We start from the raw sequence: 25,405 nt of genomic DNA on the forward strand, positions 1-25,405 counted from the left end.
ATTTCGACAGGCGCAGATTTCCGCCGAATCGCGCCGCAGCGTTTTGATACGCATGAACTGGAACCTGGACAGAACCTTGGCGACAACGCGAGTATTACCTAGCGCCGGCACGAAAACGCAGCTTTCCAGGACCAAGCTGGATGAGGTCGCCATCGTGGAGGCGGGCTTCGCAGCAGCGGCGGCCGTTGACGATCAAGCCGTTGCTCTCGACGCCCGTTAAATCGGTGATAAGCCAATCATCGTGATCTTCGCGATGAATGGCAGCGTGATAGCGGTGCACATAGCGGCTCGGAATGCGAATGTCGTTATCATCCTCGCGGCCAATTCTCAGCATATCGCGCGGAATTGCGCATCTCATGCCGCGACCGTTCTCGATTTCGATGAATGGCATGCGGCGCGGAATGACCGGCCCGTGCCCGACGTCGGCATCGAAAGCATCGGCGCGGCCGGGCTTTGGCTTGTAGATGCGCGTGGCGTCTTTTGAACGGGTGAGCGGTTTCGATAGCCGGGCCAAGCCAGCGACGATCGGCAGGGCGACCGCGAGCAGCAGGCCAACGGTCAAAGCGGGCGCAACGCGATAGCTGTCATGAAAAAGAGCGTTGAGGCGCGTCGCGATCGGGCCGGACGAACCAAGCAAATCGTTTGCTGCGCCGTGCGACGACAGCAATGTCAAGACTGCCGCCGGAACGAGAATCGCCGTACCGGCTATAGCGACTCGTTTCAAACGTGACCGCGCGTGCATCATGATGATTCGGGTTCCCATCGCGCCAGGCAGATTTGGTGAGGAGATGTCGGCGGCAACATGGCTGGAAAGCGACACCGCGAGGATTTATTCATCAGGGGTTCATCACCCGTCGATACGCCACATTCTTGCGTAATGGGTTCAAAACAGAGACAACAGGGTGCTGGCTCGTTGAGAGGCCAGGACAAAACGCGCAGCTAGCTTCGTGGATCGTTCTGCAGCGAGGTGCAGAACACAGGACAGATCATCACCAGCGCGGACGGCCCGCGCACGAGGACAATGACGCAGCTTGTCGCTTTACCGGACGGCACGGAACTCGCGGGCGATTACAAAATCGTCCGGGTTCTCGGTGCGGGCGGTTTTGGCGTCACGTACCTCGCCGACGAACCGGAGCTGACGCGCAAAGTCAGCATCAAGGAATATTTCCCGAGTGATTTTGCGCTGCGCACCGAAAACCTCGAAGCGACGCCGCGGTCAGAGAGTTGCACCGGCGATTACAACTGGGGTCTCGACCGCTTCATCGAAGAAGCGCAGACGCTGGCGAAGTTCGATCACCACAACATCGTCAAGGTGCATCGCATCTTCCGCGCCAACAACACCGCCTACATGGTGCTGCGGTTCGAGGAAGGCAAAAGCCTTAAGAATTGGCTGAAGGATCTGGGCCGCGCGCCGCGCCAGAAGGAACTCGACCAGATCGTCGCGCCGCTACTCGATGCGCTTGAGGTCATTCACAAAGCCGACTTCCTGCATCGCGATATCGCGCCCGATAACATCATCATTCGCAACACCGGCGATCCGGTGCTGATCGACTTCGGGGCGGCACGAAGCGACATTGCTGCGCATTCAAAGACGAAGACGGTGTCGGCGCTCGTGAAGCCCGGCTACAGCCCGTATGAACAGTATGCCGAGACGAGCCGCCAGCAGGGGCCGTGGTCGGATATCTATGCCTTCGCCGCGACGCTCTATCATGCGGTGACCGGTAAGCGGCCGCCCGACTCGCCGTCGCGCATGCTGAAGGACGAGATGGTGCCGGTGCGCGACGCCGCGCTGGCGAGCTATCGGCAATCGTTTCTGACGGCCATCCAGCAGGCGCTGGCGCTTTCCGTCGACGCGCGGCCGCGTTCGGTTGCCGAATGGCGTGGGGCGCTGCTTTCGCCGGATCCGGAGAAGCCCGGGCTTTTCCAACGCCTGCGAGAGAAGACCGAAGTCCGCCGCAAGCAGGACGATGAGAAGCGCGCAACCGAAGCCATCATCAATACCGCAGTTCCGCCGCCTCCCGATGCGCCGGGTCCGAAAGGCGGCATGCTCGATTTCGTCGAGTCGCTGAAAGAGCCTTCCGCCGCGAAGAACAAGGGCAAGAGCAAGGCTGCTCCGCCGCCCGCGCCGTCTGCCGCCGTGAAAAAGTCGGCGGCGGCCGAAAAGGCGAAGGCGCGAGCTGAAAAAGCCAAAGCGGACAAGGCCAAAGCCGCGGAGAAGCTGCCACCATTACCGCCGCCAGCGCGTCCGCAAGCTGAGAAAGCCAAATCGAAGCCGAAGGTGCGTCCCAACCCGGACGTCGGGCGCAAGCCGTTCCTGCGCCGGCTAACGACGCGCGTTATCGTTGCGGCAGCGCTCGCGGGCGTCGTGTTTGCATTCCACGATCGGATCCCGCAGCTTCTATCGACGCATGTAAGCGCGATCACGACGGGAACGATCTCGAAACCGGTTGCCGTCAATCCCGATCCTGCTCTGACGGAAACGGCTGAGATCAAGGCTTACGATGCGCCAATCGAACGGCTGGCGCTGAGCGGCGATGGCCGCCTGATCGTGACGGCCGCGCACGAGGCGCAACTTAAAGTCTGGTCCTACGATACGCGCTATCAGCTGGGCACGATCCAGCTGGAAGATGGCCCGGCCGTATCGCTTGCCGTGCGCAATAATCGCGTCGTGACCGGCCATGCCAACGGCGCCGTCGACATCTATGATCTTGACAGCAAGCGCCGCCTCTTCCGCTTCAAGCGCAACGACGCAACCATCTGGGCGGTCGATTTCATTGCTTCGGAAGATCGCATCGCAACCGCCAGTCACGACTGGATGGTGACGCTGTGGGAAACAGCCTTCCAGAACGCTCCCACGGCGGTGCTCGAAGGGCATGAGAATGCGGTGCAAGCGCTCGCGGTCGATCCATCGGGTCGTTGGATTGCATCAGGCGGCGCGGACCGGACTGTGAGGATCTGGAGCGTCGAGACGAAAGACTCGCGGCGGCTCTATCGCAACAATTCCGATTTCATTTCGGCGCTTGATTTCTCGCCAGATGGCTCATTACTCGCGACCGGTAGCCTCGACGGTACTGTGAAGCTGCTCTCCATGAATTCCTATCGCATGCAGCGGACGTTGGGCGGACACAATGCGCGCATCACCGCGCTCGCGTTTTCCGGCGTCGGTGATCTGCTGGCGTCGGCGTCCGAAGATGGTGTCGTACGCGTCAGGAGCCTGAAGCGACCGCGCAATTATCTGCCGCTCACGGGACTGGGATCCGGCGCAAAGACTGTCGTGTTCTCAAACGATGGGCGCACACTGCTGACCGGCGGACAAGACGGCGTCATACGGATCTGGTCATTGCCGGGAGCACAGCTCGCCCAGCGCAACTGAAGCGCACCTTTGCTTGCGGGTGTCAGACGGCTTCGCTAGATCACATGCAAATGCTTGTGGGCTGCACGATGGAGCCAAAGGGCTGCCATCATTCGTCCCAAAATGCTTAAATCGATTCATGCTCGAGGAGGTGCGCTCGATGTTCGGGTGGCGCAGGCGCAGTGAAGGCTTTGAATGGAAGGAATACGTGCGGACGACCATTCTCGTTCGCCGGGCCGACCGTCAGCGCCGGATTGAAGATGCGCGCGTTGCCGCCATCGAGAAGGTCAAGAACGTCGCCGACGCGGGTGTCGATGCCGGGCGAGCCGGGGCGTTCGCTGCCAAAAGCGGCGTCATGCGCGTGCTGGCGTTCATCGGACATGCCATCGCCGACGTCGCAATTGCGATCTTCTGGGGCATTGTTCGCTGGGTCTCATTCGGCTGGAGCGTTTTGAAGGACGCAGCGCGCGCACTTTTGACGCCACTGCGTAGCGCGATCCGCATTCCTGCTGATGCTGCACGCGACAAGCTCAAACTGATGCCGGACATAGCACGAAAATCGCCGATCAAGGCGCATCACCTCATCAGCGCGGGGCTGTTTCTGCTGCTCATCTACGTCGGCGGCCCGATGCTGAGAAGCGCCGATGGCATCGGCACGTCGGATCTCAATATCTCGACCGGCTCGATCGATGCTTCGCACCAAGTCACCATTTCGAATGAAATCTCAGGTACGGCAGCCGCGCTGACGGGCGATACGATGCGAGTCGATGGGACCCTCGTGCGCCTCGCTGGCATTGAAGCGCCGGCGGCAGCGCAGCCCTGCCATCGGGCCAACGGCCGACGCTGGAATTGCGCTTCCGCCGCCCGTTTAGGCCTCAACAGGATCGTCCGCGGTCATAAGGTGACGTGCTCATCGTCGGGCCAGGACGATAGCGGACGAACGCTTGCAAGCTGCGTGATCGATGGTTCGCAGGACGTCGCGACGATGCTGGTGCGGGACGGCTACGTTTTCGCGACGGATAAATCGTTCTTCGGCTCGCTCAGCAGCGACGAAGGCGGCGCACGCGAGGCCAAGCGCGGCATCTGGCAGGGTGAAGTTCTTAGACCGCAAGACTGGCGCAACCAGACCTGGGAGGCGGCCAAACGCGACGCGCCCGACGGCTGCCCCATCAAGGGTGTCATTAGGGCATCGGCGAAGATCTACGCCCTGCCCTGGTCGGATGCCTATGCCAAGGCGCGGGTGCGGACCGCACGCGGCGAGCGGTGGTTCTGCAGCGAAGACGAGGCGAAAGCTGCGGGCTTCGCGCCATGGGATAAATCTTGAACTGCCAGTATTGGCGTTGAACGCTGCCCGGGAAAAAAATCCCGCAGCCGGGGGAGACTGCGGGTTGCAAACCGACCTTCACGCTGTTGGGGTCTTGGAACGGCGCGAAAGATCTATACGGATTATACAGCCAAAGGTGGCAGAAAGATCAAGAACCAGAGGCATGTGATTCTTTTTTTGTCGTAAACATGTACCTAATTTGCCGTTCCGTGATGCGTAGAAGCAACGGCTGAACTCCCGATAAACTAACAAAGTTTCCTTTGCGGAAAGTCGGCTGTGCTGTGGCAGCATCAAACTTGAAACGCTAATGAACTAGGAAAAGCGCACGATAGCGCCGTCTTTTATCAGCCGCCTCGGTACCACAGCTCGCGAGCCTGCAACCGGAAGTTCTCTGGGCTACCAAAAGAGGCGGGCGAGGAAACCGCCAGATGTCTCTTAACCGCCGTCCGCTGCAGAAGCCCGGCTAATGGTCTTTACACTGGCAAAATAAATCGGTGTGCAAACGTTCATACAGCAACCGAATTCCGATTCTTCTTTAGCTCGCACAAGTCTCGGACAGGACAGTCAGAAGTCTGTGTTGCAGATTCACACCATCGTTTTTTCTGAACAGCCAAACGTTGGCGTGAACGCTCCCGGTTTTGAAACGCTGCCGCTAAAGTGCCGCCGTTGCAGGGGCACGGGCGTTAGTAACCAGAGGGGTTCAAGTTTATGTTGCGCAGACTGGTACTGGGGCTGTGCGCCATCATGGCCACAGGCGCCGCAGGTGTAAGCGGCGTTGGAACAGTCACTGTCGTCGGAGCTGGGGCGGGTGTTGCCGGCCTCATCAGCACTACGACAGTCGCCGAAGCTCAATCGTGGCGCCATCGGCATCATCGCCACCGGCACCGGTATCATTATCGCCGTGGCGATCAGCTTATTCTCATTGCCGAAACCGACGTCGACCTGTCTCTCGACCGATATACGATCGATGTGCGGCAAGCTAAAGGCGCCTACAAAGGCATTCGCATCAAGAATGCCATGGGCAAACTTTTCGACGTCCGGCGCGTCCAGATCGTCTACAGCGACGGTTCGGTGTGGAACGAAGACCGCCAGATCGACATGTATTGGGGCGAGCGCAGCCGGCCTATCAATCCGACCTACGAAAACAAGTTCATCGATCAGATCAAGATCGAACAGGTCCCCGGCTATGGCCGCGGGCGACTGCAGATCATCGGAATTCAGGATCGCGAAGGCCGCGGAATGGATCGCGGCGGCGCTGACTACAGCAGCAGACAGCCCAGCCGGGCGATATCGAACAACGATATCACGGTGCGCCCTACGGTTCCGGTCGCGTCCCCATCGACACCAGGCCAACCCACAGCGGGCGGTGACGTTCTCTTTGGGGCGCAGTACGTGGGCTTCCTAACGGACCGCGACGTCATCCGGATTGGACCGGAAATAGGCAAGTTTTCGAAGATTCGCCTGCGTGTCCTCGATAACGACATTCACATCAAAGAGATGAAGATCGTCTATGCGAACGGGGAAAGCGATACGCTGGCGATCAATGCCGACATTCCGAAAAACTCCCGGACGAATTGGATAGACCTCAGAGGCGACCGTTTCATCAAGGAGATCCAGCTCGTCTATCGCTCGCGGCCGAACTTCAACGGGCAAGCGCGGATCGAAGTCTTCGGCCGTTACGCGCCGGGTTGGCTCGGACCGAAGGGCGAAGGCCGCAAATATAACCAGGGCTGGGTGCTCCTCGGCGCTCAGACGGCAGGCTTCATCGGCTTCGATAAGGACATCATTCCAGTCGGCAGCAACGAAGGCGGCTTCAGACGCCTGCGGGTCACGGTCCGCGACCGCGCTATTACGCTTAACGAGGTCAAAGTCGTCTACGCCGATGGCCAGGACGAGACCATTCCGATCCGCACGCGTGTCGACGCAGGCGGCACGTTCGGACCGATCGATCTCAGGATGGGCCGCCGCCACCCGATCGACCATATCGAAGCCAAGTACCGGTCGCGTTTCTTCGACTCGTCCGCGAAAGGCAAAGGTTCGGCCATCGTCGAAATCTGGGGCCAACATTACTAGGCTTCGCGCGAATAGCCGGTAGATGGAGAATCATGAGGGCCGGGCACAATCCGGCCCTCTTTTTTTCGCACCAATGCGCGCGGACCGAAGAATACTGAGGGTTTTGCGCAGGAATCGTATCGGATCGACCGATTATCCCGCAGCAAACTCCGTCAACAGCGTTTCGCGAAGTGCGACGAATATGCTACGCGACGCTACCTGTGGCCGGCCGTCGATTCCACTATTGGGGGACCAAGCTTTGAACGTGAGCCTCAAGCAGCCGCTGCAGGCCGACAGTCGTGCCGACGTCTTCACCCGCGATCCGAGACTAGCTCCATCATCCGCCGCAAAGACATTACCGGAGACGCAGAAACAGCGCGTCCGCCGCCTTGCCGCGCATTGCCAGAAGTATCGCGGTTCAGTGCCGAGGCTTGCGATCCAGCAGCTGCTGACGACCATCGTGCCGCTGGTGTTGATCATCGGCGTGATGTTCGCGACCGTCGAACATGCCTATTGGGCGACGCTGCTGCTTGCCGTTCCTGCTGCCGGGCTTCTGGTCCGGGCCTTTATCATCCAGCACGATTGCGGCCACGGGTCATTCTTTGCGTCGCGTCCTCTCAACGATTTCGTCGGACGCGCCATGAGCGTGCTGACGCTCGCGCCTTACGGCCTGTGGCGCCGGGAGCATGCGCAGCATCACGCGACGTCCGGGAATCTCGATCGCCGCGGTGCCGGCGATATCAATACCATGACGGTGAACGAATACATGAAGCTCTCTAAGCTTCGGAAGCTGCACTACAAGCTTTATCGGCATCCGCTGTTTTTGTTTGGGCTGGGAGTGCCAGCCTATTTCGTTATCATACAGCGACTGCCGTGGTTCCATGCCTTGCCGCCGCGTGATGCGTGGAAAAGCGTCCTAGCGCTGAACGTGGGGCTCGTCGCGCTCTACGCGCCGCTCTGCTACTTCTTCGGCGTCGCTAACGTGCTCTGGGTGGGCCTACCGGTGCTGCATATTGCGGCCGCGACGGGCGGCTGGCTGTTCTTCATCCAACATCAGTTCGAAGAGACGACGTGGGACACTGCCGAAGGCTGGGATTTCCAAGTCGCGGCGCTGCTCGGTTCGTCCTATTACGATCTCCCGAAAGTCCTGAACTGGTTCACGGGCAATATCGGGCTGCATCATATCCATCACCTTAACAGCATGATTCCGAACTACCGGCTTTTCGCTTGCCTTGATGCAAGCCCGGAGTTGAAATCGATCAATCGGATGACGCTGCGTGAGAGCCTTCGATGCACGCGATTGAAGCTCTGGGACGAAGACCAGCGCCGCCTCATCGGCTTCGACGAACTTCCAGCAACTGCCTAAAGATTATTGCGTTCGCGCATTGCCATGACGACAGCCCCCGCGCGAGCGCCGATTGATGATCTCGTCACTATTCGTGACTGGCTGCGCTATGCCGTGACCCATATGAGCCGAGCGCATCTCGTCTATGGGCACGGTACATCCAATGCCGTCGACGAGGCCGCATTTCTTATTCTATCGCAGCTCGATCTGCCAATTGATGACGTCAACCCATGGCTCGATTGCCGGCTGACGACGGACGAGCGCCAAAGCATCGCCTCGCTCATTGCAGAGCGCGTCGATACGCGTAAGCCAGCGGCTTACCTGACGCATGCGGCCTACATCCAGGGGCGAAAATTCTACGTCGATGAACGCGTGATCGTGCCGAGGTCGTTCATCGGCGAACTGCTGGTCGAAGATCAATTGGCGGCAATCGTTCCCGATCCGATGGCCGTGACGCGCGTGCTCGATCTTTGCACCGGATCGGGTTGTCTTGCCATTCTCGCGGCGGAAGGGTTTCCGAACGCCAAGATCGATGCCGCTGACATTTCAGAAGATGCCCTGGCAGTTGCGCAGCGCAATATTCGCGATTACGGGCTGGAGGAACGCGTCCACACGTTCAAGTCGGATTTGTTTGATGGCCTGCCGGCCGGAACGTACGACCTCATCATATCCAACCCGCCGTATGTGACGGCCGATGCCGTCGCGGCGTTTCCGCCGGAGTATCAGGCCGAGCCGACGCTTGCGCATCTTGGCGGCGCAGACGGGATGGATCTCGTGCATCACATTTTGCGCGACGCGCCGCAGCGGCTGGCAGAGGGCGGGGGCATCATCGTCGAAATCGGAGAGGGGCAGGCGACGCTCGAAGCGTCTCGGCCGGATCTGCCGTTCCTGTGGCTCGATACCGAGACCAGCAAAGCCGAAGTGTTCGCGCTTTTTGCCGACGATCTGAAAGCAATGAAATAAAACGGCGGGCGGCCGTGGCAAAAGCCAGCGCTCCGCCCGCGGATAGTCGCCGCCTCAGCCGAAGGCGCCGAAGTGGTGCGAAATGCCGGTGCCGATCTCACGAATGAATTCGTAAGAGATCTCCATAGGAGTTAGGATTTCCGTTTCCAATCGCGCGTAGTCGTCGATGCCGCGCGGACGGTAACTCGCCTGTTCGTCGAACGATTTGGCCGTTACGTCTTTTTCGTCGTGCGGGAACGCCTTGCGCAGAATGCTTAGTACTTCGGGAATTTCGAGGCTCAAAGCCATCTCGAGCACCTGCGTATGCGACAGCCCGTCTTGCGGAGCGAAGCGCGGAAGCTGCGCCGCCAAGATGAAGATGCGCATGATCAGCGCGAGGCGGATTGCCTGCAGGAGATCGAGCTCGAGCCGGTTCTCGTCGGGCACCATGCCGTCTTCAATGTTCAAGTCGGCAAGGATGGCGTGAAGGTCAATGGCGTCGAGACGCAGCAGATGGACGAGTTCAGAGATGTCGCCATAACGGTCATCCGGCAGCAGATGCGTCGCTAACGTGCGGAACGCGCTGTTCAGCGCTTCCTCACGGCCCCACGAGGCGCGCGAGGCCCACAGGCCCGCGTTGAAGAGTTGAGCGTTCGCCGCCATGGCATTGAGGCTCGACATCGTCTTGCCGTGCGCGATCATTGCGAGCAGCGACTGCAACCGCTTCGACTTTCTCGCAAGCTTATAGAATCGGTCGCGATCGACGCCGACAGCGGTGCCAAGACCGGCGACGACGTTGGCGATATAGCCGAACTGCTGGAGAATGGCATTGTTCGGGATGGCGCGCATGCGCGCCGGGTTGCCGCGGTCTGACGCGTGGTCGCCTTGGCGCTTCACGGGACGAGAGCCCGTCTTGAACAACAAGTTTGGACCAAATGCGCCGAGTACGGCACGGTAACCGTCGTGCGCGAACAGGTCCTGCTGGAAGCCTCGAAGACGCAGGAAGAAGTCAAAGCTGAAATCCTGCGCCGAATAAAACGGATCCTTTTCAGCGGGCGGGATGTCGCCATCCATCACGATGGTTGCGAGCGCGCGGGTCGTCAAAGCGCGGTTGCCGAAGAAGACGTAGCCGTCGCCGCCTTGGAAGCTCGTCTCGTGCTTCACCGGAATGTTGGCAGCGCCGAACCGGCGGCGTGCTTCGTTCGTCATCACGTAGTGCAGACGACGGTAAAGCGTGCCGGGGTGCGCGCCGCGGCCCATCGACTCGCCGTGGGTCGAAAAGAGCAGCGTCTCGATGCCTTCGAGCTTGGCGGCATCGACAATGGCGGCAAGTGCCTTGTAGTAGCGTTCGACGGCCAGCGTCGCCGAGATCTGTCCGATGAAGCGGCCAGCGTCGGAGAAGCCAGTTTGAATGCTGATCCGCTTTCGGCCGATCACGTACTCGCGGTAGGCCTCTTCTTCGATGAGGCGCTCCATGATGCGTGCGCCGTTCTCAAGACCCGTCGGAGTTTCGAAAAGCGGAGAGATATCGGTGATGTGGTCGACGCCGAACAGCTTGGCGAAGAACACCGCAATCAAAACCGTTGCAGGCGACTCGCATTCGGCGATGAGGAAGCGGATCGGCGTTTCCTTATCGACGTGCTTCATGATCTGCGCGGTAAGCGCAAACTGGCGGATCGCAGTCGCGGTTTCGAGATCGAGCGTCGCAAAGTTGACCGTCTCGCGCGGCGTGTTCTTGATCATCTCGACAATGCGCTTCAGCGACTGACTTTCGGTCAGGTCGCGCGTCCACGGCTCGTGCACGTAGGCGCGGAATGCGTTGTGGAGCTGCAGGGCATTGATGCGCAGGTGGATATGCGACATGCCGAGACCGGTTGCCTCGACGAGACCGGCGAGCGCGGCTGTGGCGCGCTTCATCTGCGGCGCCTGGACCGCATCGATCAGATTGTTGAAGAGAGCCTGTAGCGCCTCGACCGTCAGCAGGTTGTAGCCGTCCGTCTTTGTCATGACGTTAGCGGCCTTGGCGAGGCCTTCGGTGTTGTTGGCGAAGCTTTCGAGCGCCTTCAATTGCTCATCGACGGCAGCGATGCCGAGATCGAGCTTACCGACGATCTGGCGGGCGACGCGCTGTGCGGCGTCACCGCTTTCGAGCTTGTGCTTCAGGACGACAAAGCGTTCGCGGATATCGGCCAAGGCGGCGCGCTTTTCGCGAAGGCGGGTTTCAAACGAGAACGTCCAGGTGATGTCGGTGCGGCCGTCGAGATCGTAGCCGACCCACGACGCAAACGTCGTCAGCCTCGGGCGCACTTTGAACGCCGCGTCACCGAACTTCTGCGAGGCAACGCTATAGAAGCCGTGCAGCAGCTCTTCGTATGCGTTGCGCAGGTTGCGGATCGCATCCTGGGCGCACTTGTGCTCGTGATGGAGCGTCAGCTTATCTTCGGGGCGATGCGGCAAGCCGATCGTGACGTCGGACGTTGGATCGGAAACCGCGATATCGACCATGCGCCGGTAGAGCGCGTCGGAAAGGCCGAACGTCGGATGGGCGGTCAGAACGATGCCGGTGCGGGCACGCGACCAACGCTCTTCAAACGCTTTGAGATTGTTGCCGGACTCGGTTGCCGTCTTTTCGACGTAGGCCGTGAAGTCCTTCAGCGTGGTCGCCTGATCGACGTAGCCGACCTTATCGCGCAAACCGCGAGCGCGGCGAACGAAGGCGCGATCCATCAGGCGGCACGCGAGGCCCTTCATCTCGTCAAACGACACTTCGCCCGCCTCAAGACGCCGCGACATGTCGAACGCGACGTTCAAAATCGGGTTGAGCGAAGGGTTGTCGGGAATTTGCGCTCTAAGACGCTTCAGCTGATTGATCAGCTCGATTTCGTCGAGCTTGTTCGAGCCAACAGCGGGCGTCGTATCCTGCATCACCAAAGGCTCCATGTCCCATCGTGCGGGACAGAATTCTCATGAAGATTCATAGTGTAGCGAAGTGGACGGCCGGAGGCAAAACACGCACGCTCCGGCCGAACCAAACTTAAGCTACCTTGCGGACCTGACCGAGGACCTGGGCAACGGTCGAACCCATTTCCGACGGCGTCGGCGCAATCGTGACGCCGCAGCCCTTCAGGATCTCGACCTTTTCAGCGGCCGATTCACCGAATGCCGAGACGATGGCGCCGGCGTGGCCCATGCGACGGCCCTTCGGCGCCGACAAGCCAGCGATGTAGGCGATCACGGGCTTCTTCATGTGCTCTTTGGCGAACATGCCAGCTTCGGCTTCCTGCGGGCCGCCGATTTCGCCGATCATCAGAACGGCGTCGGTCTCCGGATCCGCCTCGAAAGCTTCAAGAACGTCACGGTGCGATGAACCGTTGATCGGATCGCCGCCGATGCCGACCGACGTCGAGACGCCGATGCCGAGCGCTTTCAGCTGTTCCGCCGCCTCGTAACCGAGCGTGCCCGAGCGGCCAACGATGCCGACGCGGCCCGGCAGGTAGATGTGACCCGGCATGATGCCGAGCATCGCCTTGCCTGGCGAGATCGTACCGGCGCAGTTCGGGCCGGTCAGAACCATGCGGCTTTCTTTCTTGTAGCGGCGCATGTAGCGCTTCACGCGTATCATGTCCTGAGCCGGAATGCCGTCCGTGATGCAGACGCAGTATTTGATGCCGGCGTCGGCTGCTTCCATGATCGCGTCGGCCGCAAACGGCGGCGGCACGAAGACGATAGAAGCTTCAGCGCCGGTCTCATCGACCGCGCCCTTGACGGTGTTGAACACCGGGCGGCCGAGGTGAGACGTGCCACCCTTGCCGGGCGTCACGCCGCCGACGACGTTGGAGCCGTAGTCAATCATTTCCTGAGCGTGAAAGGTGCCGATACGTCCGGTGAAGCCCTGGATCAGGATCGGCGTCTTTTCATTGATAAAGATTGCCATTGGTGCGTTTCTCCGGATTTAGGCCGCTTTTTTCGTTGCTTCGACAGCCTTTTTCGCCGCTTCCGCCAGCGTTTCTGCGCTGATGACGGTGAGGCCGCTGGTGTCGATGATCTTACGGCCTTCCTCGACGTTCGTTCCGGCGAGGCGAACAACAATCGGCATTGTGATGTTCAATTCCTTCACGGCATCGACGACGCCCTTTGCAACCCAGTCGCAGCGGTTGATGCCGGCGAAGACGTTGACAAGGATGGCACGCACGTTCTTGTCGCGAAGCACGGCGCGGAACGATTTCGTCACGCGTTCGGGCGAGGCACCTCCGCCGATGTCGAGGAAGTTCGCCGGTTCGCCACCTGCGAGCTTGATCATATCGAGCGTTGCCATCGCGAGACCGGCGCCGTTGACGATGCAGCCGATGTCGCCGTCGAGACCGACGTAAGACAGGCCGCGGTCGGACGCGTACGTCTCGCGAGGATCTTCCTGGCTCTTGTCGCGCAGCTCGGCGATGTGCGGACGGCGGAACAGCGCGTTCTCGTCAAACGACATCTTAGCGTCGAGCGCGAGAACCTGCTTTTCCTTGGTGATGACGAGGGGGTTGATCTCAACCATCATCGCGTCGAGGTCGCGGAAAGCGCGGTAAGCGCCCATGATCGCAGGCACGATCTTGTTGACGATTTCGGGATCAACGCCGAGGCCAAACGCGATCTCGCGCGCCTGGAACTGCTGCATGCCGACGGCCGGATCGACCTGCACGCGGATAATGGTATCGGGCTGGGTTGCAGAGATCTCTTCGATATCCATGCCGCCCGCTGCCGACGCGACGACGACGATGCGCTCCGCCGCGCGGTCCATCACGAAGCCGAGGTAGATTTCGCGGTCGATGTTCGTCGCTTCTTCGATGTAGAGGCGCGAGACCAGCTTGCCGGCCGGTCCCGTCTGGGTGGTGACGAGCTTGCGACCGAGCATCGACTCGGCTGCTTCCTCGATCTCCCGTTCGTTGCGGCAGAGCTTGACGCCGCCCGCCTTGCCGCGGGCGCCAGAATGGATCTGGGCCTTGACGACAACGGGGTGACCAAGCTCGCTCGCGCGGTAGGTCGCCTGCTCAGGAGAATACGCCAATCCACCGCGGGGGATCGGCACGCCAAACTTCGTAAGAAGCTCTTTCGCCTGGTATTCGTGAATGTCCATTATTGGACCTCCTTAGGATTGTTCGACGTTTCCTGGCTGTTTTTTTATTTCGCGCGCGCAGCTTCTGCGGCTTTGATCGCGGCAGCCGTGACGAGCAGGTTACGCGCCATCTTTTCCGAGGCTGCGTCGATCATCTTGCCGTCGAGAGAAGCGGCGCCCTTACCCTGGGCTTCGGCTTCCTTCAGAGCGACGAGAATGCGCTCAGCGCGCTCGACTTCCTTGGCCGTCGGCGAATAGATCTCGTTCGCGAGTTCGATCTGCGAGGGATGGATGGCCCACTTGCCTTCCATGCCGAGAGCCGCGCCGCGGCGCGCTGCTGCCTTGTAGCCTTCCGGATCGTCGATGCCGCCGAACGGTCCGTCGATCGGACGAAGACCGTAAGCGCGACAGGCAACGGTCATGCGCGACAGCGGGAAGTGCCACTGATCGCCCGGATAATCGGGGTTCAAGCCGCCGATGACGACGGTGCGCGCCTTGTTGAAGGCGGAGTAATCGGCCACACCGAAGTGCATCGATTCCAGACGGCTCGGAGCAGAAGCAATGGCTTCGACGTTGGCCATGCCGAGCGGCGTTTCGATGAGCGCCTCGGTGCCGATCTGGTTCTTCAGGCCCTTGGCGACTTCGATCTGACTGACGATGCATTCAACCGTGTAGACGTCAGCAGGAACGCCAACCTTCGGGATGAGGATCGTGTCGAGCTTGGCGCCAGCCTGCTCGCAAATATCGACGACGTCGCGATACATGTAGTGGGTGTCGAGGCCGTTGATACGGACCGAGACGCTCTTGCCGGCGCCCTTCCAATCGAGATCGTTCAGCGCCTGGATGATGTTCTTACGGGCCTGCTCTTTTTCGGGCGGCGCAACGGCGTCTTCGCAATCGAGGAAGACATAGTCGGCGGCGCTCTTGATGGCGCGGTCGATCATGCTCGGGTTGGAGCCCGGAACCGCGAGGTATGAACGCTGCAATCTCTGTTTGCGGAGCGGGAACTGCGAGAAGCTCATTGGGAGGTTGCCTTCCTAGATTTGAGAACGTGTTTTTGTTTCGATCGCAAAACGAACGGGAAAGAGCGCCCGGCCTCAACCGAAGCCAGGCGCTTTTAATTTGTTAGGCAGCTTTGGCCTGAGCCGGCGTCACGCCCGTCGCTGACTTCGTCGCTGTCTTGGAGAAGTACTCCGCGGCAGCGCCCGTGCCCGAGCCAAGCTTGATGTTGATGCCAGAGTCTTTGAGCGCCATTTCGACAGCGAAGAGAACACCACCGACCATGAACTCATCGACGGCACCGAGATGGCCGATGCGGAACACCTTGCCAGCGACCTTGTTGAGGCCGGTTCCGAGCGAGGTGTTGTAGCGATAGTAAGCCGTCTTCAGGACAGCGTTCGCATCAGCACCTTCCGGAACGAGGATCGCTGACACTGTGTCCGAATGCCACTTCGGCTCCTTGGCGCAGAGCTTCAGGCCCCAAGCGTCAACAGCGGCGCGAACGCCTGACGCCATGCGGTGATGGCGAGCGACGACGTTGTCGATGCCTTCAGCGAGGATCAGATCGAGCGAAGCGCGCAGACCGCGAATGAGCTGCGTGGCCGGCGTGTAGGGGAAGTAGCCAAGATCGTTGGTCTTGATCATGTCTTCCCAAGAGAAGAAGCAACGGTTCATGCGGCCGTTGACGCTCTTGTTGACGTCGAGTGCCTTCTGGCTGACGGCGAGGATGCCGAGACCGGTCGGAAGCATGAAGCCCTTCTGCGAACCGGAGACGCAGCAGTCGACGCCCCATTCGCCCATGCGCATCTCAAGCGAGCCAACCGAAGAAACGCCGTCAACGAAGAGAAGTGCGGGGTGCTTTGCAGCGTCGAGCGCCTTGCGAACGCCGGCGATATCGGACGTCACGCCCGTCGCAGTTTCGTTGTGCGTGGCGAAGACGGCCTTGATCTCGTGGTTCTTATCTTTGGCGAGGATATCGGCGTACTTTTCGAGCGGCACGCCCGTACCCCACTCTTCGTCGCACAGCTCGACCTTGAGGCCGAGACGCTCAGCCATATCGACCCAGAGAAGCGAGAACTGACCGAAGCGGCTCATCAGAACTTTGTCGCCAGGGGCCAGCGTGTTCTCGATCGCCGATTCCCAAGCGCCGGTGCCCGACGACGGGAAAATAAAAACGCGGCCGTCCTTCATCTTGAAGACCTTCTTCAAGTCCTCGAAGATCGGAAGCGTGAACTTCGGGAATTCCGGAGAACGCATGTCCTCCATCGGAACGTTCATGGCCATCCGCACGGCATCCGGAATCGTGGTCGGGCCGGGAATGAAGAGATGTGGCGTAATCAAATTCATATGAAGCGCTCCTCCACGCTGCGTTGTGCCAAGCCGACGATCCCCGACGCAGCAGGGGAGACGTTCCGGCATTGCTTTTGCTGATCCTTCCGCCCGATCGCAGTTGCGGGCGTCAAGTCTTAACTAGCAGGCGGACAGTGACGGTGGGAACGGAAATCTATCAACACCCTGTTGGGCAGGATAAGCTACCCACCTCGTCGTGCTTTGGTGCTGCAATTCAGCGCCTTTTTGCGACAGCGTTATTGCTGCTCCGAACGGTTAACGGAGACATGCAGTGCAACAGCCATGGCGCGATTCGAAACGCCCAATTTGTCGTACAAATTTTTCAGATGGTATTTCACCGTGTTGCGCGAAATGCCGGTGCGCGCCGCGATCTGCAAGTTGGTCCAGCCGTTCGCAAGTGCAGCAAGCAACTCACGCTCGCGCGCCGTCAGACCTTCAAGCGGGTCATGGTTCAAAAGATCAATATCGACATACGGCAGCGACAAGCGGCCACGCGCGACCGAAACGACAGCTTCGAGCAGAACCTGCGGATCTTCGGTCTTAGAGACGAAGCCCCAGGCACCGCCTTTGATGGCTTGCCGTAGCACCTCGTTGGAACGCTCGCCCGTGTAGATGATGATTCGGGTCTGCCACTTCTCTTGCTTGATACGCTGAAGCACGGCTCCGCCGGTCATGTCCGGCAATGTCCAGCCGACGACGGCGATCTCGACCGGCTTTGTCTTAAGAGCGTTGAGCAACGATTCACCCGTCGGGTGCACACCGCATACGGTAAAGCGCCCGTCACGCTCAATCAGCGCGTCGAGACCTGCGCGTACGACCGGATTTTGATCGGCGATCGTGACCTCGATCTTGGCCGCCATTCCCGCGATGCTCTCCTTAAATCCGCGACGGCACCCCTGAAGGCGTCCGCAGCCCTGCCTCGCGATTGGCGACCCCGGCAGGATTTGAACCTGCGACCTACGGTTTAGGAAACCGTTGCTCTATCCAGCTGAGCTACGGGGCCGGCCCTGGCCTTGCGGCCGCACTTCGTCAGTTCGATTTCCCGGCCCTGCGGCGGGTGCCAAGAGCTATGCGGTCAGCGCAGGCGGAGGTCAAGCGCGGCTCATTGGAGGATACCTTTGGCGCGATTCTTTCGCGACGGACGTCGTGGAATTAGATCGCCTTCCCAAACGCCTTGCGTGCTCGAATTTCATATCTGCTACTTTTGGTTGCAAATAGCTACTCCCTGTCGACAGCCAGAAATAGCCAGCGAGTCATGGTGCCGCGAGGGGCTTAAGGGCAACGCTTTGAAACAAGATACGAAATGTTTCAAATTGCCTACTTCTCAAAATGCTTAACGTGGCCGACAGTGCGACGTGGAATGGCCGCGGACAGCACGCTGGCCGAAGGTGGGGAAGAAAACTCAACGTCATCTGTTTTATGGGCGGGATATCCGAAGCATTCCGGTTGACGCACAACCTGGAAAATCGGACCTCCTGGCTGACGTTGGGAAGTGGTCATGACGCGAGGGAATGCTCCGATGAAAAAGTCACTGTTCGCGCTGGCCTTGTCGACCATTCTGTTGCCCGCGGGCGGCGCAATGGCTCAGAGCCTTCCCGAAGAGGTGAAACCCATCGGCAGCATGGACTACCCCTATAACCTTGTCGTTCCCAACTATGCCGAGAAGCCGCTCGCCTCGTCGTGGGAGGGTTTCTACTGGAAACCGTCGATCGGCTATAACACCATGTCGTTTAATCGGCTCGGCAGCGCTGATGGCATCACGCTCGGCGCGTCGGGCGGTTATGACTTCCGTTTTGGCAACATCATTTTCGGACCGACCGCGGATTTGAGCTACGATTTCCTCTATGGCGACAGCTCTCGGGTAGACGGGATCTCGGGCTTCAAAGCGCATGCCGACTTCGACGGATCGGTCGGCGCGCGGGCCGGTTTTCTTCTGTTCGATCGCACTTTGATCTACGCCACTGGCGGTTATGCGTTTGCCAATTTGGAAGTGCGGAACGGCGGTCTTGGCACCAGCGATACGAATATGCTCTCCGGTTGGACCGCAGGCGGCGGCATCGAATATCTTTGGAGCGACAGCAACAGTCTGCGTTTCGAATACAAACGGGTGGAATTCTCTGACGAGGGCTTTGATTCTCTGCCGTCCGGTTACAATGACGTAAGCGCCACCATGGACAAATTCAGCTTCGGCTTTGTTCATCGCTTCTGAGTTTCGGGACCGCATACCTCTCAGATGGGCCGGCTGACCGGTTCCTCATAAACTTATCTTGTCTCGTCGTGCGCAACGCCAATCCGCTCTTGGCGAACAAGGGCGCGTGTGATCTCTCTTTGTGTCATGGCTGGGAGATGGTGGGCAGGATTGATCGGCGCTGTGGGGCTTTTCGCTCCGCTTGGCGCCGCGGCCGAAGAGGCGAAGGCTCCGCCGCCGTGCACGCTTGAGCCAGGCCCCATCCGAACCGTCACCAGAGTGATTGACGGCGAGACGCTCATTCTTGATGACGGCAAGGCCGTGAGATTGATAGGGGCGTTGGCGCCGAGAGCGCGCGACGCAGACGCCGCTCAGGGCGCGTGGCCACCCGAAGCCGATACGATCAAAGCGTTATCGGATCTCGTGCTGGCAAAGCGCGTGAAGCTGGCGTTTGCAGGCCGCCGCCTCGATCGTTATGGCCGCGAGCTGGCGCAGGTATTCGTTATCGACCGGGGCCGGGAAGACTGGGTACAGGGCGCACTGTTGCGCGGCGGTTTTGCACGCGCTTACGGATTGCCGGAAAGCTTTGCGTGCACGCACGAACTCGTCGCCAATGAGGCCTATGCACGGACGCGGCGCCTGAGGCTTTGGCAAAACGGCGTCTATCGCACGCTCACTGCCGATCGGCCGGGCGAGATCATGAAGCGGCGCGGCAAATACGAGCGCGTTGGGGGAACGGTCGTTTCCGTCGGGCGGACGAAGAGCGCGACGTATCTGAATTTCAGCAATGACTGGCGAAGCGACTTCACGGCGCGGATCGACAAGAAAGTTCTTGCCGCCAATCCGGACTTCGATCGCTCACTCGATGCGCTGGCAAACACCACCGTCGTCGTGCGCGGCTGGATCGAACGGCGCAACGGCCCGCTGATCGATATCGCCGATCCGTCTCAGCTTGAAGCGGCAGACGATGCGGCAGCTTCGCAGACAGAGGCCCCAAAAGAGGCGCGCCCGGCCCCGCCGGAAGGTGCGGAACCGAGCACTGTAAACCTGAAGTCTCTTTGAAGCCGTTAGGCGGCTTCTTCTTCCTCGACCGGCGCTTCAGCTTCCGCCAAGCGGCGGCCTTTGGCGCTCTTGGAGAGAATGTCCGTGATGCGCTGAACGGCGCCGCGCTCGTCAAGCTTTTCCACGGCGGCGAGTTCACGGGCCATGCGGTCGAGCGCGTCTTCGTAGAGCTGACGCTCAGAGTATGACTGCTCGGGCTGCGCTTCGGAGCGATAGAGATCGCGAACAACCTCAGCGATCGCGATGAGATCACCGGAATTGATCTTCGCAACGTATTCCTGTGCGCGGCGACTCCACATCGTACGCTTGATGCGGGCGCGGCCCTTGAGCGTTTCCATCGCTTTCTTGACTTGGCCTTCGTCCGCCAGCTTGCGCATTCCGACGCTGGCCAGCTTGCCGGTCGGGACGCGCAGCGTCAGCTTCTCCTTGTCGAAAGTGATGACGAAGAGCTCAAGCGACATGCCGGCGATTTCCTGCTCCTCGATGCCGACGATGCGGCCGACGCCGTGAGCGGGATAAACAATGAATTCGTTGGCTTTGAAGCCGTGGCGCTGATTGACGGGTTTCTTCTGAACCGCAAGGATCTGGCGCGCAGCGGCAGATTTCTCAGCGGCTTCCTTCGGTGCAGCAGACTGCTGTGTGCCTGCGACTGGCGCCGAAATCTTCTGGCTGGCGGCCTTGTGCGCATTTGCAGGCACGGCAACAGTGCGCTGAGGCGCGGCTGCAGCGGCGACCTTGGCATTCAATTGAGCAGCGGCGATGTGCGGCGCGACCGGCGTCGGCCCTGCGACAGGCTTCCTGGCGGCCGGAGCTGCCTCGACCTTTACGGGCTTCGCCGCGACGGGCGCTGCCTTCTTCGTCGGCGTTGCGGGTTTCGAGCTGGAGGTCGGCGCGAGCTTGGATTTCGTTGGCGGTTCGGCTTTGGCTTTGGCAGACGGCTTCGCGACCTTATTGGCGCTTGCGCTCACCTTCAAAGGCATGGACTTACGGACGGCAGTTTTGGCTGCGGACTTGGGGCTGACCGGAGCTTTCTTCTTTTGAGCCATATCGATCTCTCACTCTCGCATACTGGGCGTCGCCGGGGGGCCGGCTCTGCCGTCAGTCCGCCCTACCTTAAGGACGGAGCATCCGTGCCGCGGACGAGACGACGTCCGAACGGCACGCGCGCATTGATCCGTGCCTCGTCTTTACGAGAGGCCGTCCCCTGCGCGCTCATTTGTGGCCTAGCTTCGCAAATCCCGTCCGACTCTGAATTGGCCCGTTGACGCCCCATAACGTCTTATTGGTTGCTGCTCTTCAGAGTTGAGCAGCCCCCTTTTGTTCGCGGCCGTTCCGGATTTGTGCAGACTTAACGCCATCGCAACTGACACTAACACAGTCTTGACGGTAATTGAAGTGTCGGGTTCTGAGACAATCTCGACGAGCTTAAGGCCGCATTTAAATTAACGCGCTAAACCAACGGCTTATGTAAGAGATGCCCTAACGGGTTGCAAGAGTCGCTGTTTGGCGCAAAATCAATCCCCTGATCCCGGATTTGGTGAAAAATATTTTTCAAACTTGTTCGGCTCGTCTTTAACCGCATCGGCGTCGGGCAGCGCAGCCTTCTTGGCGGTGATGTTCGGCCAAGCGTCCGCATACTGGCGGTTGAGCTCCATCCACTTTTCCATGTCCGGTTCGGTGTCGGGCTTGATAGCGTCAGCAGGGCACTCCGGTTCGCAGACGCCACAGTCGATGCACTCGTCGGGGTGGATGACGAGCATGTTCTCCCCTTCATAGAAACAGTCGACCGGACAGACCTCTACGCAATCGGTGTATTTGCACTTGATGCATTTCTCGTTGACGACGTAGGTCATTCGAATTCCTAATTCTTGTAACGGCCGACGCTCCAGCGTGGCGTCGCGAAGCAATCTCTGGTTCGAGCGGCGCCCTTATTACCATAGGCACAACGGCTGCCTAGGTGGACCGGGCGTCACAGTTTCAGTGCCGTCCCCTGAATTTGTCGATCAGACGCCGTTCGCGCTTCGTCGGCCGGCCGCTGCCTTCGGGACGGGACGGCACCTGCATGACAATATCGCTTCCGCTCGCCTCCGGCACTCCCCCCGACGCTGGCGGCAACTGCCGGGGTGTCAGGTCACGATAAAGCGCCTGGGCCTCAGGAGCCGGACCACGCCTAGCGCCAATGCCGAGAATCTCGACACTGATGACGCGGGGGCCAAGCGAGAGGGTCAGGACGTCGCCCGGCCTCACGATTGTACTCGCCTTATCGATCTTCACACGGTTGACTCGCACCTTGCCACGTTCAATCAGCGCCTGCGCCAATGTCCGGGATTTCGCAATCCGGGCAAACCACAGCCACTGGTCGATCCGCTGCAGCGCGGCGCGATCCGCGTCCGGCATCTCGTCAGGTCGATCCGGAGCCTTCGCTCCGTTTCTCCATTTGAGCCTTGAGCGCCGCCAGCGCCGCGAACGGCGATGAGGCATCGCCTCCAGCCGACTTTGGCGGCGCGGCCGTGATCACCTGCGGTGAACGCCGGTCGTCACGGCGGCGGCCATCATCACGGCGTCCCTTACGATCATCGTCGCGACGAGGGCGACCACCCTCGTCCCTGCGATCATTGCGGCGATCGTCGTTGTTGCGACCTTCGAACCGCTGGCGATTATCGCGCCGGTCGGGGTGGCGGTTGCGATCATGCTGACGGTCGGAGCGTTGCTCGCCGCCCTGCGGCGCACCGGAGGCGTCTGCGGCGGGCGCGGCGGTTGCACCTTCGCCTGCGACGGTTGCTTGCGGCTGTTGATGACGGTTGCCGTAGCGATGCCGTCCGTGACCACCGTCGCGGCGCTGTTGTCCGTCGCGACGCTGTCCGTCACGGCGTTCGGGACGCTGATGGCGGCGCGGGCGCCAGATCTCTTCGAACTTGGGTTCTTCCGACGCCGAAGCCGACACCGCGGACGTATCGGGAGCCATCGCAGCGGCTGCATCGGAACCCGCATCCACGGAAGCGACCGCTTCCGCCACGGGCGGAGCCTCAGCAGCTGCTGGCGGCGTTTCAACTGGCGCTTCGGCACCGACCTCTGCCGGGGCCGCAGCGACTTCGCTCTCGGGTTCCGTCGAAGCTTCGGCTGCCGACGGAGTTGCTTCCGGCTCAGCAACCGGAGCCGCAGGCGCGGCTTCAACTGCGATCGGTCGGCGTTCGAGGCGGAAGCCGAGGGCTTTCAACACTTCACCAAGCTCTTCAGCCGAGCATCCGAGGATCGACATCATGTCGTCGGTGGCACGGAAACCGCCATCGCCCGTCGAGCCTTTCGGGGCGTCCGTCTTGCCGGGACCGGAGCGCCATGCGAGCAGCGGCCGGATCAAATCGGCCAGACGCTCAAGAATATCGAGACGAATGGCGCGCGGGCCGCAGACGTGGAAGCCATGCGCGCGATAGAGCGCTTCGGGCGTCGCAGGATCGACCACGACCGACGTCAAGCCGGGCCGGGGCAATTGCGGCACGACGCCGTTTTCGGACGGATGTTTCAGAAGCCATAGCGTCGCCGCAAGGTCGGCCGGAGCAGGCTTCAACATGATCGGGAAGAAGATGTTGAAAGCTCCAAAACGCAAGCCGTACTTGCGTAGCTCAGCGCGCGCCGCCTGATCGAGCGCGTTGATGTCGTCGGCGACCGTCTCGCGCTTCAAGGCGCCGAGGCCTTCCTTCAACTGAAATGCGATGCCGCGCGCCAAGCCTTGAAGCTCGGCACTCTTCGACATCTCGACGAGCGGCTTCAGCTTGTCGGCGATCGTATCGTCGACCCAGGTCTTGATGCGGGCCTGAACCTTCTCACGATCGGACTCGCTCATCGTCTCGTCGGCAATGAGCGTAACGGACGGCTGCAGCGGATCTTCGGCAGGTTCTAGCTTGGCGATTTCATCGTCGCGCCAGATGATCATGCCGTTGCGCGCGAGCTTGAACGCATCATTCTGCGCCGCCGCAACGCGACGCGCCCGCATACCCAGCTCACGCGTCACGACCTGCATCGCCGCCTGGCGCGTCGCCTTCTCGTGAATGCCGTCAGCGGCGGAATCGAGCGTGAAGCGGAAACCCTTCAGCTTGCCCACGAAGTGGTTTTCGACCGTGATGGCGCCGTCATCGGCGATGTCGGCCGTCAATTCGTCTTTGTCCCGCATGCCTTTCATCAGAGCGCTGGTCCGGCGATCCACAAACCTCTGCGTCAGACGTTCGTGCAAGGCGTCGGAGAGACTATCTTCAATGGCGCGCGTCCGCTCTTGCCAATGCGCCGGATCCTTCAGCCAATCGGGACGATTTGCGACGAAGGTCCAAGTGCGAATGTGCGCGATGCGGGTCGCGAGCGTGTCGATATCACCATCCGTCCGATCCGCCAAAGCAACCTGCTTGGAGAACCAGTCTTCGGGGATGCGATTTTCGCCGGTCGTCAGATACCGGTAAAGATTTGAGACGAGTTCGGAGTGGCTTTGACCGGAGATCTTGCGATAATCGGGAAGCTGGCAGACTTCCCAAAGTAGCTCGACGCGCGGGCGTGATGAGGCGATGTCCGCGATTTCACGATCCGAGGTCAAGGCTTCGAGTGCTGCCACATCGTCGGCGGTGCGGGCGCGCGTCAGACGCTGCTCGCGCGGCAGCTCGCGAAGCGACGCATGCAGCGCATCGAGCGTCGAGAAATCGAGATTGCGGTTACGCCATTGCAGCGTGCGGATGCTATCGAAGCTGTGGGTTTCGAGACGTTCCACCATGTCGGCATCGAGCGCCTCGGCGCCGCCCGTGACGCCAAACGTGCCATCGTTCATGTGGCGGCCGGCACGACCGGCGATCTGACCAATCTCGCCCGGCGTCAGATTGCGATGATTGTAGCCGTCGAACTTGCGAAGCGCAGAGAACGCCACGTGGTCTACATCAAGGTTGAGGCCCATGCCAATGGCATCGGTCGCAACCAGGAATTCAACATCGCCTGATTGATAAAGCGCGACCTGGGCATTGCGCGTGCGCGGTGAGAGCGCACCAAGCACGACAGCCGCGCCGCCGCGCTGGCGACGGATCAATTCGGCGAGTGCATAAACTTCCTGTGCCGAAAACGCGACGATTGCCGAGCGTGCAGGCAGGCGGGTGATTTTCTTTTCGCCGCTGTAGGTCAGCTTCGACAGGCGCGGGCGCGAGATGAAGTTGGCGCCGGGGATAAGATCCGAGATGGCGTCACGCATCGTCTGGGCGCCGAGCAGCAACGTCTCGGAGCGGCCGCGCGCATGCAGCAGCCGGTCGGTGAAGACGTGACCGCGCTCGGGATCGCCGCAAAGCTGGATTTCGTCAATCGCCAGGAAATCAACATCGATGTCGCGCGGCATCGCTTCGACGGTCGACACCCAATAACGGGCGCGCTCCGGCTTGATTTTTTCTTCGCCGGTAATGAGGGCGACCTTGTCCGCGCCCACGCGCTGCTTGATGCGATCATAGACCTCGCGCGCGAGCAGGCGCAGCGGCAGGCCGATCATGCCACTTTCGTGGCCCAGCATCCGCTCGATGGCGAGGTGCGTCTTACCGGTATTGGTGGGTCCGAGCACCGCCGTCACGTTTCGGATGCGGGCTTCCAGATCACTTGCCATATGTTGCATTGACTCCGATCGAGCCCTGGCATTGCAGAGGAGGGCCTAGAGATCAAGGATTATTCGGTCGGCGGAC

General features: G+C 60.5%; 18 protein-coding genes and 1 tRNA gene. 7 read left to right on the forward strand and 12 right to left on the reverse strand.

The genetic code is table 11. The features are described from left to right. Positions 1 to 94: 94 nt before the first annotated feature. Positions 95 to 724: an FHA domain-containing protein gene (locus ACLB1Z_RS19790; RefSeq protein WP_409561371.1), complete on the reverse strand. Its 630-nt coding sequence runs from the start codon at positions 722 to 724 to the stop codon at positions 95 to 97. 297 nt (positions 725 to 1,021) lie between these two features. Here ACLB1Z_RS19790 and ACLB1Z_RS19795 point away from each other — a divergent pair, with 297 nt between their 5' ends. The 5 genes from ACLB1Z_RS19795 (at position 1,022) to prmB (ending at position 9,036) form a co-directional block, all read left to right on the forward strand. Continuing rightward, positions 1,022 to 3,373 carry a protein kinase domain-containing protein gene (locus ACLB1Z_RS19795; RefSeq protein ID WP_409561372.1) on the forward strand — a complete coding sequence of 784 codons (2,352 nt, stop codon included), beginning with the start codon at positions 1,022 to 1,024 and terminating at the stop codon, positions 3,371 to 3,373. A gap of 139 nt (positions 3,374 to 3,512) precedes the next feature. Beyond that, the gene (locus ACLB1Z_RS19800) at positions 3,513 to 4,676 is read left to right on the forward strand and encodes a thermonuclease family protein (RefSeq protein ID WP_409561373.1); all 1,164 of its coding nucleotides are present in this window, start codon (positions 3,513 to 3,515) and stop codon (positions 4,674 to 4,676) included. A 708-nt stretch (positions 4,677 to 5,384) separates the two neighbouring features. Beyond that, entirely contained in the window at positions 5,385 to 6,749 is a 1,365-nt protein-coding gene (locus ACLB1Z_RS19805; RefSeq protein WP_409561374.1) for a DUF2541 domain-containing protein, read from the forward strand. Positions 6,750 to 6,993: 244 nt separating this feature from the next. After that, positions 6,994 to 8,094, forward strand: a complete 1,101-nt coding sequence (locus tag ACLB1Z_RS19810; RefSeq protein ID WP_409563316.1) for a fatty acid desaturase — start codon at positions 6,994 to 6,996, stop codon at positions 8,092 to 8,094. Positions 8,095 to 8,118: 24 nt separating this feature from the next. Beyond that, a complete protein-coding gene (gene prmB / locus ACLB1Z_RS19815; protein ID WP_409561375.1) occupies positions 8,119 to 9,036 on the forward strand; it encodes a 50S ribosomal protein L3 N(5)-glutamine methyltransferase in 918 nt (305 codons plus the stop codon). Positions 9,037 to 9,090: 54 nt separating this feature from the next. On the opposite strand, the gene ACLB1Z_RS19820 is transcribed toward prmB, so the two are convergent. From ACLB1Z_RS19820 to ACLB1Z_RS19850, 7 genes are all read right to left on the reverse strand, one after another. Beyond that, positions 9,091 to 11,940: a phosphoenolpyruvate carboxylase gene (locus ACLB1Z_RS19820; RefSeq protein ID WP_409561376.1), complete on the reverse strand. Its 2,850-nt coding sequence runs from the start codon at positions 11,938 to 11,940 to the stop codon at positions 9,091 to 9,093. Positions 11,941 to 12,049: 109 nt separating this feature from the next. Beyond that, positions 12,050 to 12,949, reverse strand: coding sequence for a succinate--CoA ligase subunit alpha (gene sucD, locus ACLB1Z_RS19825; RefSeq protein WP_024274917.1), 900 nt, complete (start codon positions 12,947 to 12,949; stop codon positions 12,050 to 12,052). An 18-nt stretch (positions 12,950 to 12,967) separates the two neighbouring features. Beyond that, positions 12,968 to 14,134 carry a malate--CoA ligase subunit beta gene (locus tag ACLB1Z_RS19830; RefSeq protein WP_013949993.1) on the reverse strand — a complete coding sequence of 389 codons (1,167 nt, stop codon included), beginning with the start codon at positions 14,132 to 14,134 and terminating at the stop codon, positions 12,968 to 12,970. A 44-nt stretch (positions 14,135 to 14,178) separates the two neighbouring features. Next, positions 14,179 to 15,135 carry an HpcH/HpaI aldolase/citrate lyase family protein gene (locus tag ACLB1Z_RS19835; protein ID WP_013949994.1) on the reverse strand — a complete coding sequence of 319 codons (957 nt, stop codon included), beginning with the start codon at positions 15,133 to 15,135 and terminating at the stop codon, positions 14,179 to 14,181. A gap of 103 nt (positions 15,136 to 15,238) precedes the next feature. Further along, positions 15,239 to 16,459 (reverse strand): aminotransferase class V-fold PLP-dependent enzyme, encoded by a 1,221-nt coding sequence (locus ACLB1Z_RS19840; protein ID WP_409561377.1) that lies wholly within the window; start codon positions 16,457 to 16,459, stop codon positions 15,239 to 15,241. Positions 16,460 to 16,698: 239 nt separating this feature from the next. Further along, positions 16,699 to 17,322 (reverse strand): response regulator transcription factor, encoded by a 624-nt coding sequence (locus ACLB1Z_RS19845; RefSeq protein WP_409561378.1) that lies wholly within the window; start codon positions 17,320 to 17,322, stop codon positions 16,699 to 16,701. Between the two features lie 66 nt (positions 17,323 to 17,388). Further along, positions 17,389 to 17,465 (reverse strand) — tRNA-Arg (locus tag ACLB1Z_RS19850). A gap of 516 nt (positions 17,466 to 17,981) precedes the next feature. On the opposite strand from ACLB1Z_RS19850, the gene ACLB1Z_RS19855 reads away from it, so the two are divergent. Together ACLB1Z_RS19855 and ACLB1Z_RS19860 are read left to right on the forward strand one after the other, a co-directional pair. Then, positions 17,982 to 18,671: an outer membrane protein gene (locus ACLB1Z_RS19855; RefSeq protein ID WP_409561379.1), complete on the forward strand. Its 690-nt coding sequence runs from the start codon at positions 17,982 to 17,984 to the stop codon at positions 18,669 to 18,671. Between the two features lie 108 nt (positions 18,672 to 18,779). Then, on the forward strand, positions 18,780 to 19,712 hold the full coding sequence (locus tag ACLB1Z_RS19860) for a thermonuclease family protein (RefSeq protein ID WP_409561380.1): 933 nt from the start codon (positions 18,780 to 18,782) through the stop codon (positions 19,710 to 19,712). Positions 19,713 to 19,717: 5 nt separating this feature from the next. On the opposite strand, the gene ACLB1Z_RS19865 is transcribed toward ACLB1Z_RS19860, so the two are convergent. The 4 genes from ACLB1Z_RS19865 to ACLB1Z_RS19880 form a co-directional block, all read right to left on the reverse strand. Beyond that, entirely contained in the window at positions 19,718 to 20,758 is a 1,041-nt protein-coding gene (locus tag ACLB1Z_RS19865; RefSeq protein ID WP_409561381.1) for a CarD family transcriptional regulator, read from the reverse strand. Between the two features lie 468 nt (positions 20,759 to 21,226). Beyond that, the gene (fdxA, locus tag ACLB1Z_RS19870; protein ID WP_013950005.1) at positions 21,227 to 21,565 is read right to left on the reverse strand and encodes a ferredoxin FdxA; all 339 of its coding nucleotides are present in this window, start codon (positions 21,563 to 21,565) and stop codon (positions 21,227 to 21,229) included. A 124-nt stretch (positions 21,566 to 21,689) separates the two neighbouring features. Continuing rightward, the gene (locus tag ACLB1Z_RS19875) at positions 21,690 to 22,109 is read right to left on the reverse strand and encodes an RNA-binding S4 domain-containing protein (RefSeq protein WP_409561382.1); all 420 of its coding nucleotides are present in this window, start codon (positions 22,107 to 22,109) and stop codon (positions 21,690 to 21,692) included. Positions 22,110 to 22,113: 4 nt separating this feature from the next. Then, on the reverse strand, positions 22,114 to 25,329 hold the full coding sequence (locus ACLB1Z_RS19880; RefSeq protein WP_409561383.1) for a helicase-related protein: 3,216 nt from the start codon (positions 25,327 to 25,329) through the stop codon (positions 22,114 to 22,116). Positions 25,330 to 25,405 lie beyond the last annotated feature (76 nt).

The sequence above is a fragment of the Hyphomicrobium sp. MC8b genome (genome assembly GCF_905067615.1).
In the GTDB taxonomy this organism is placed as follows: Bacteria; Pseudomonadota; Alphaproteobacteria; order Rhizobiales; family Hyphomicrobiaceae; genus Hyphomicrobium_B.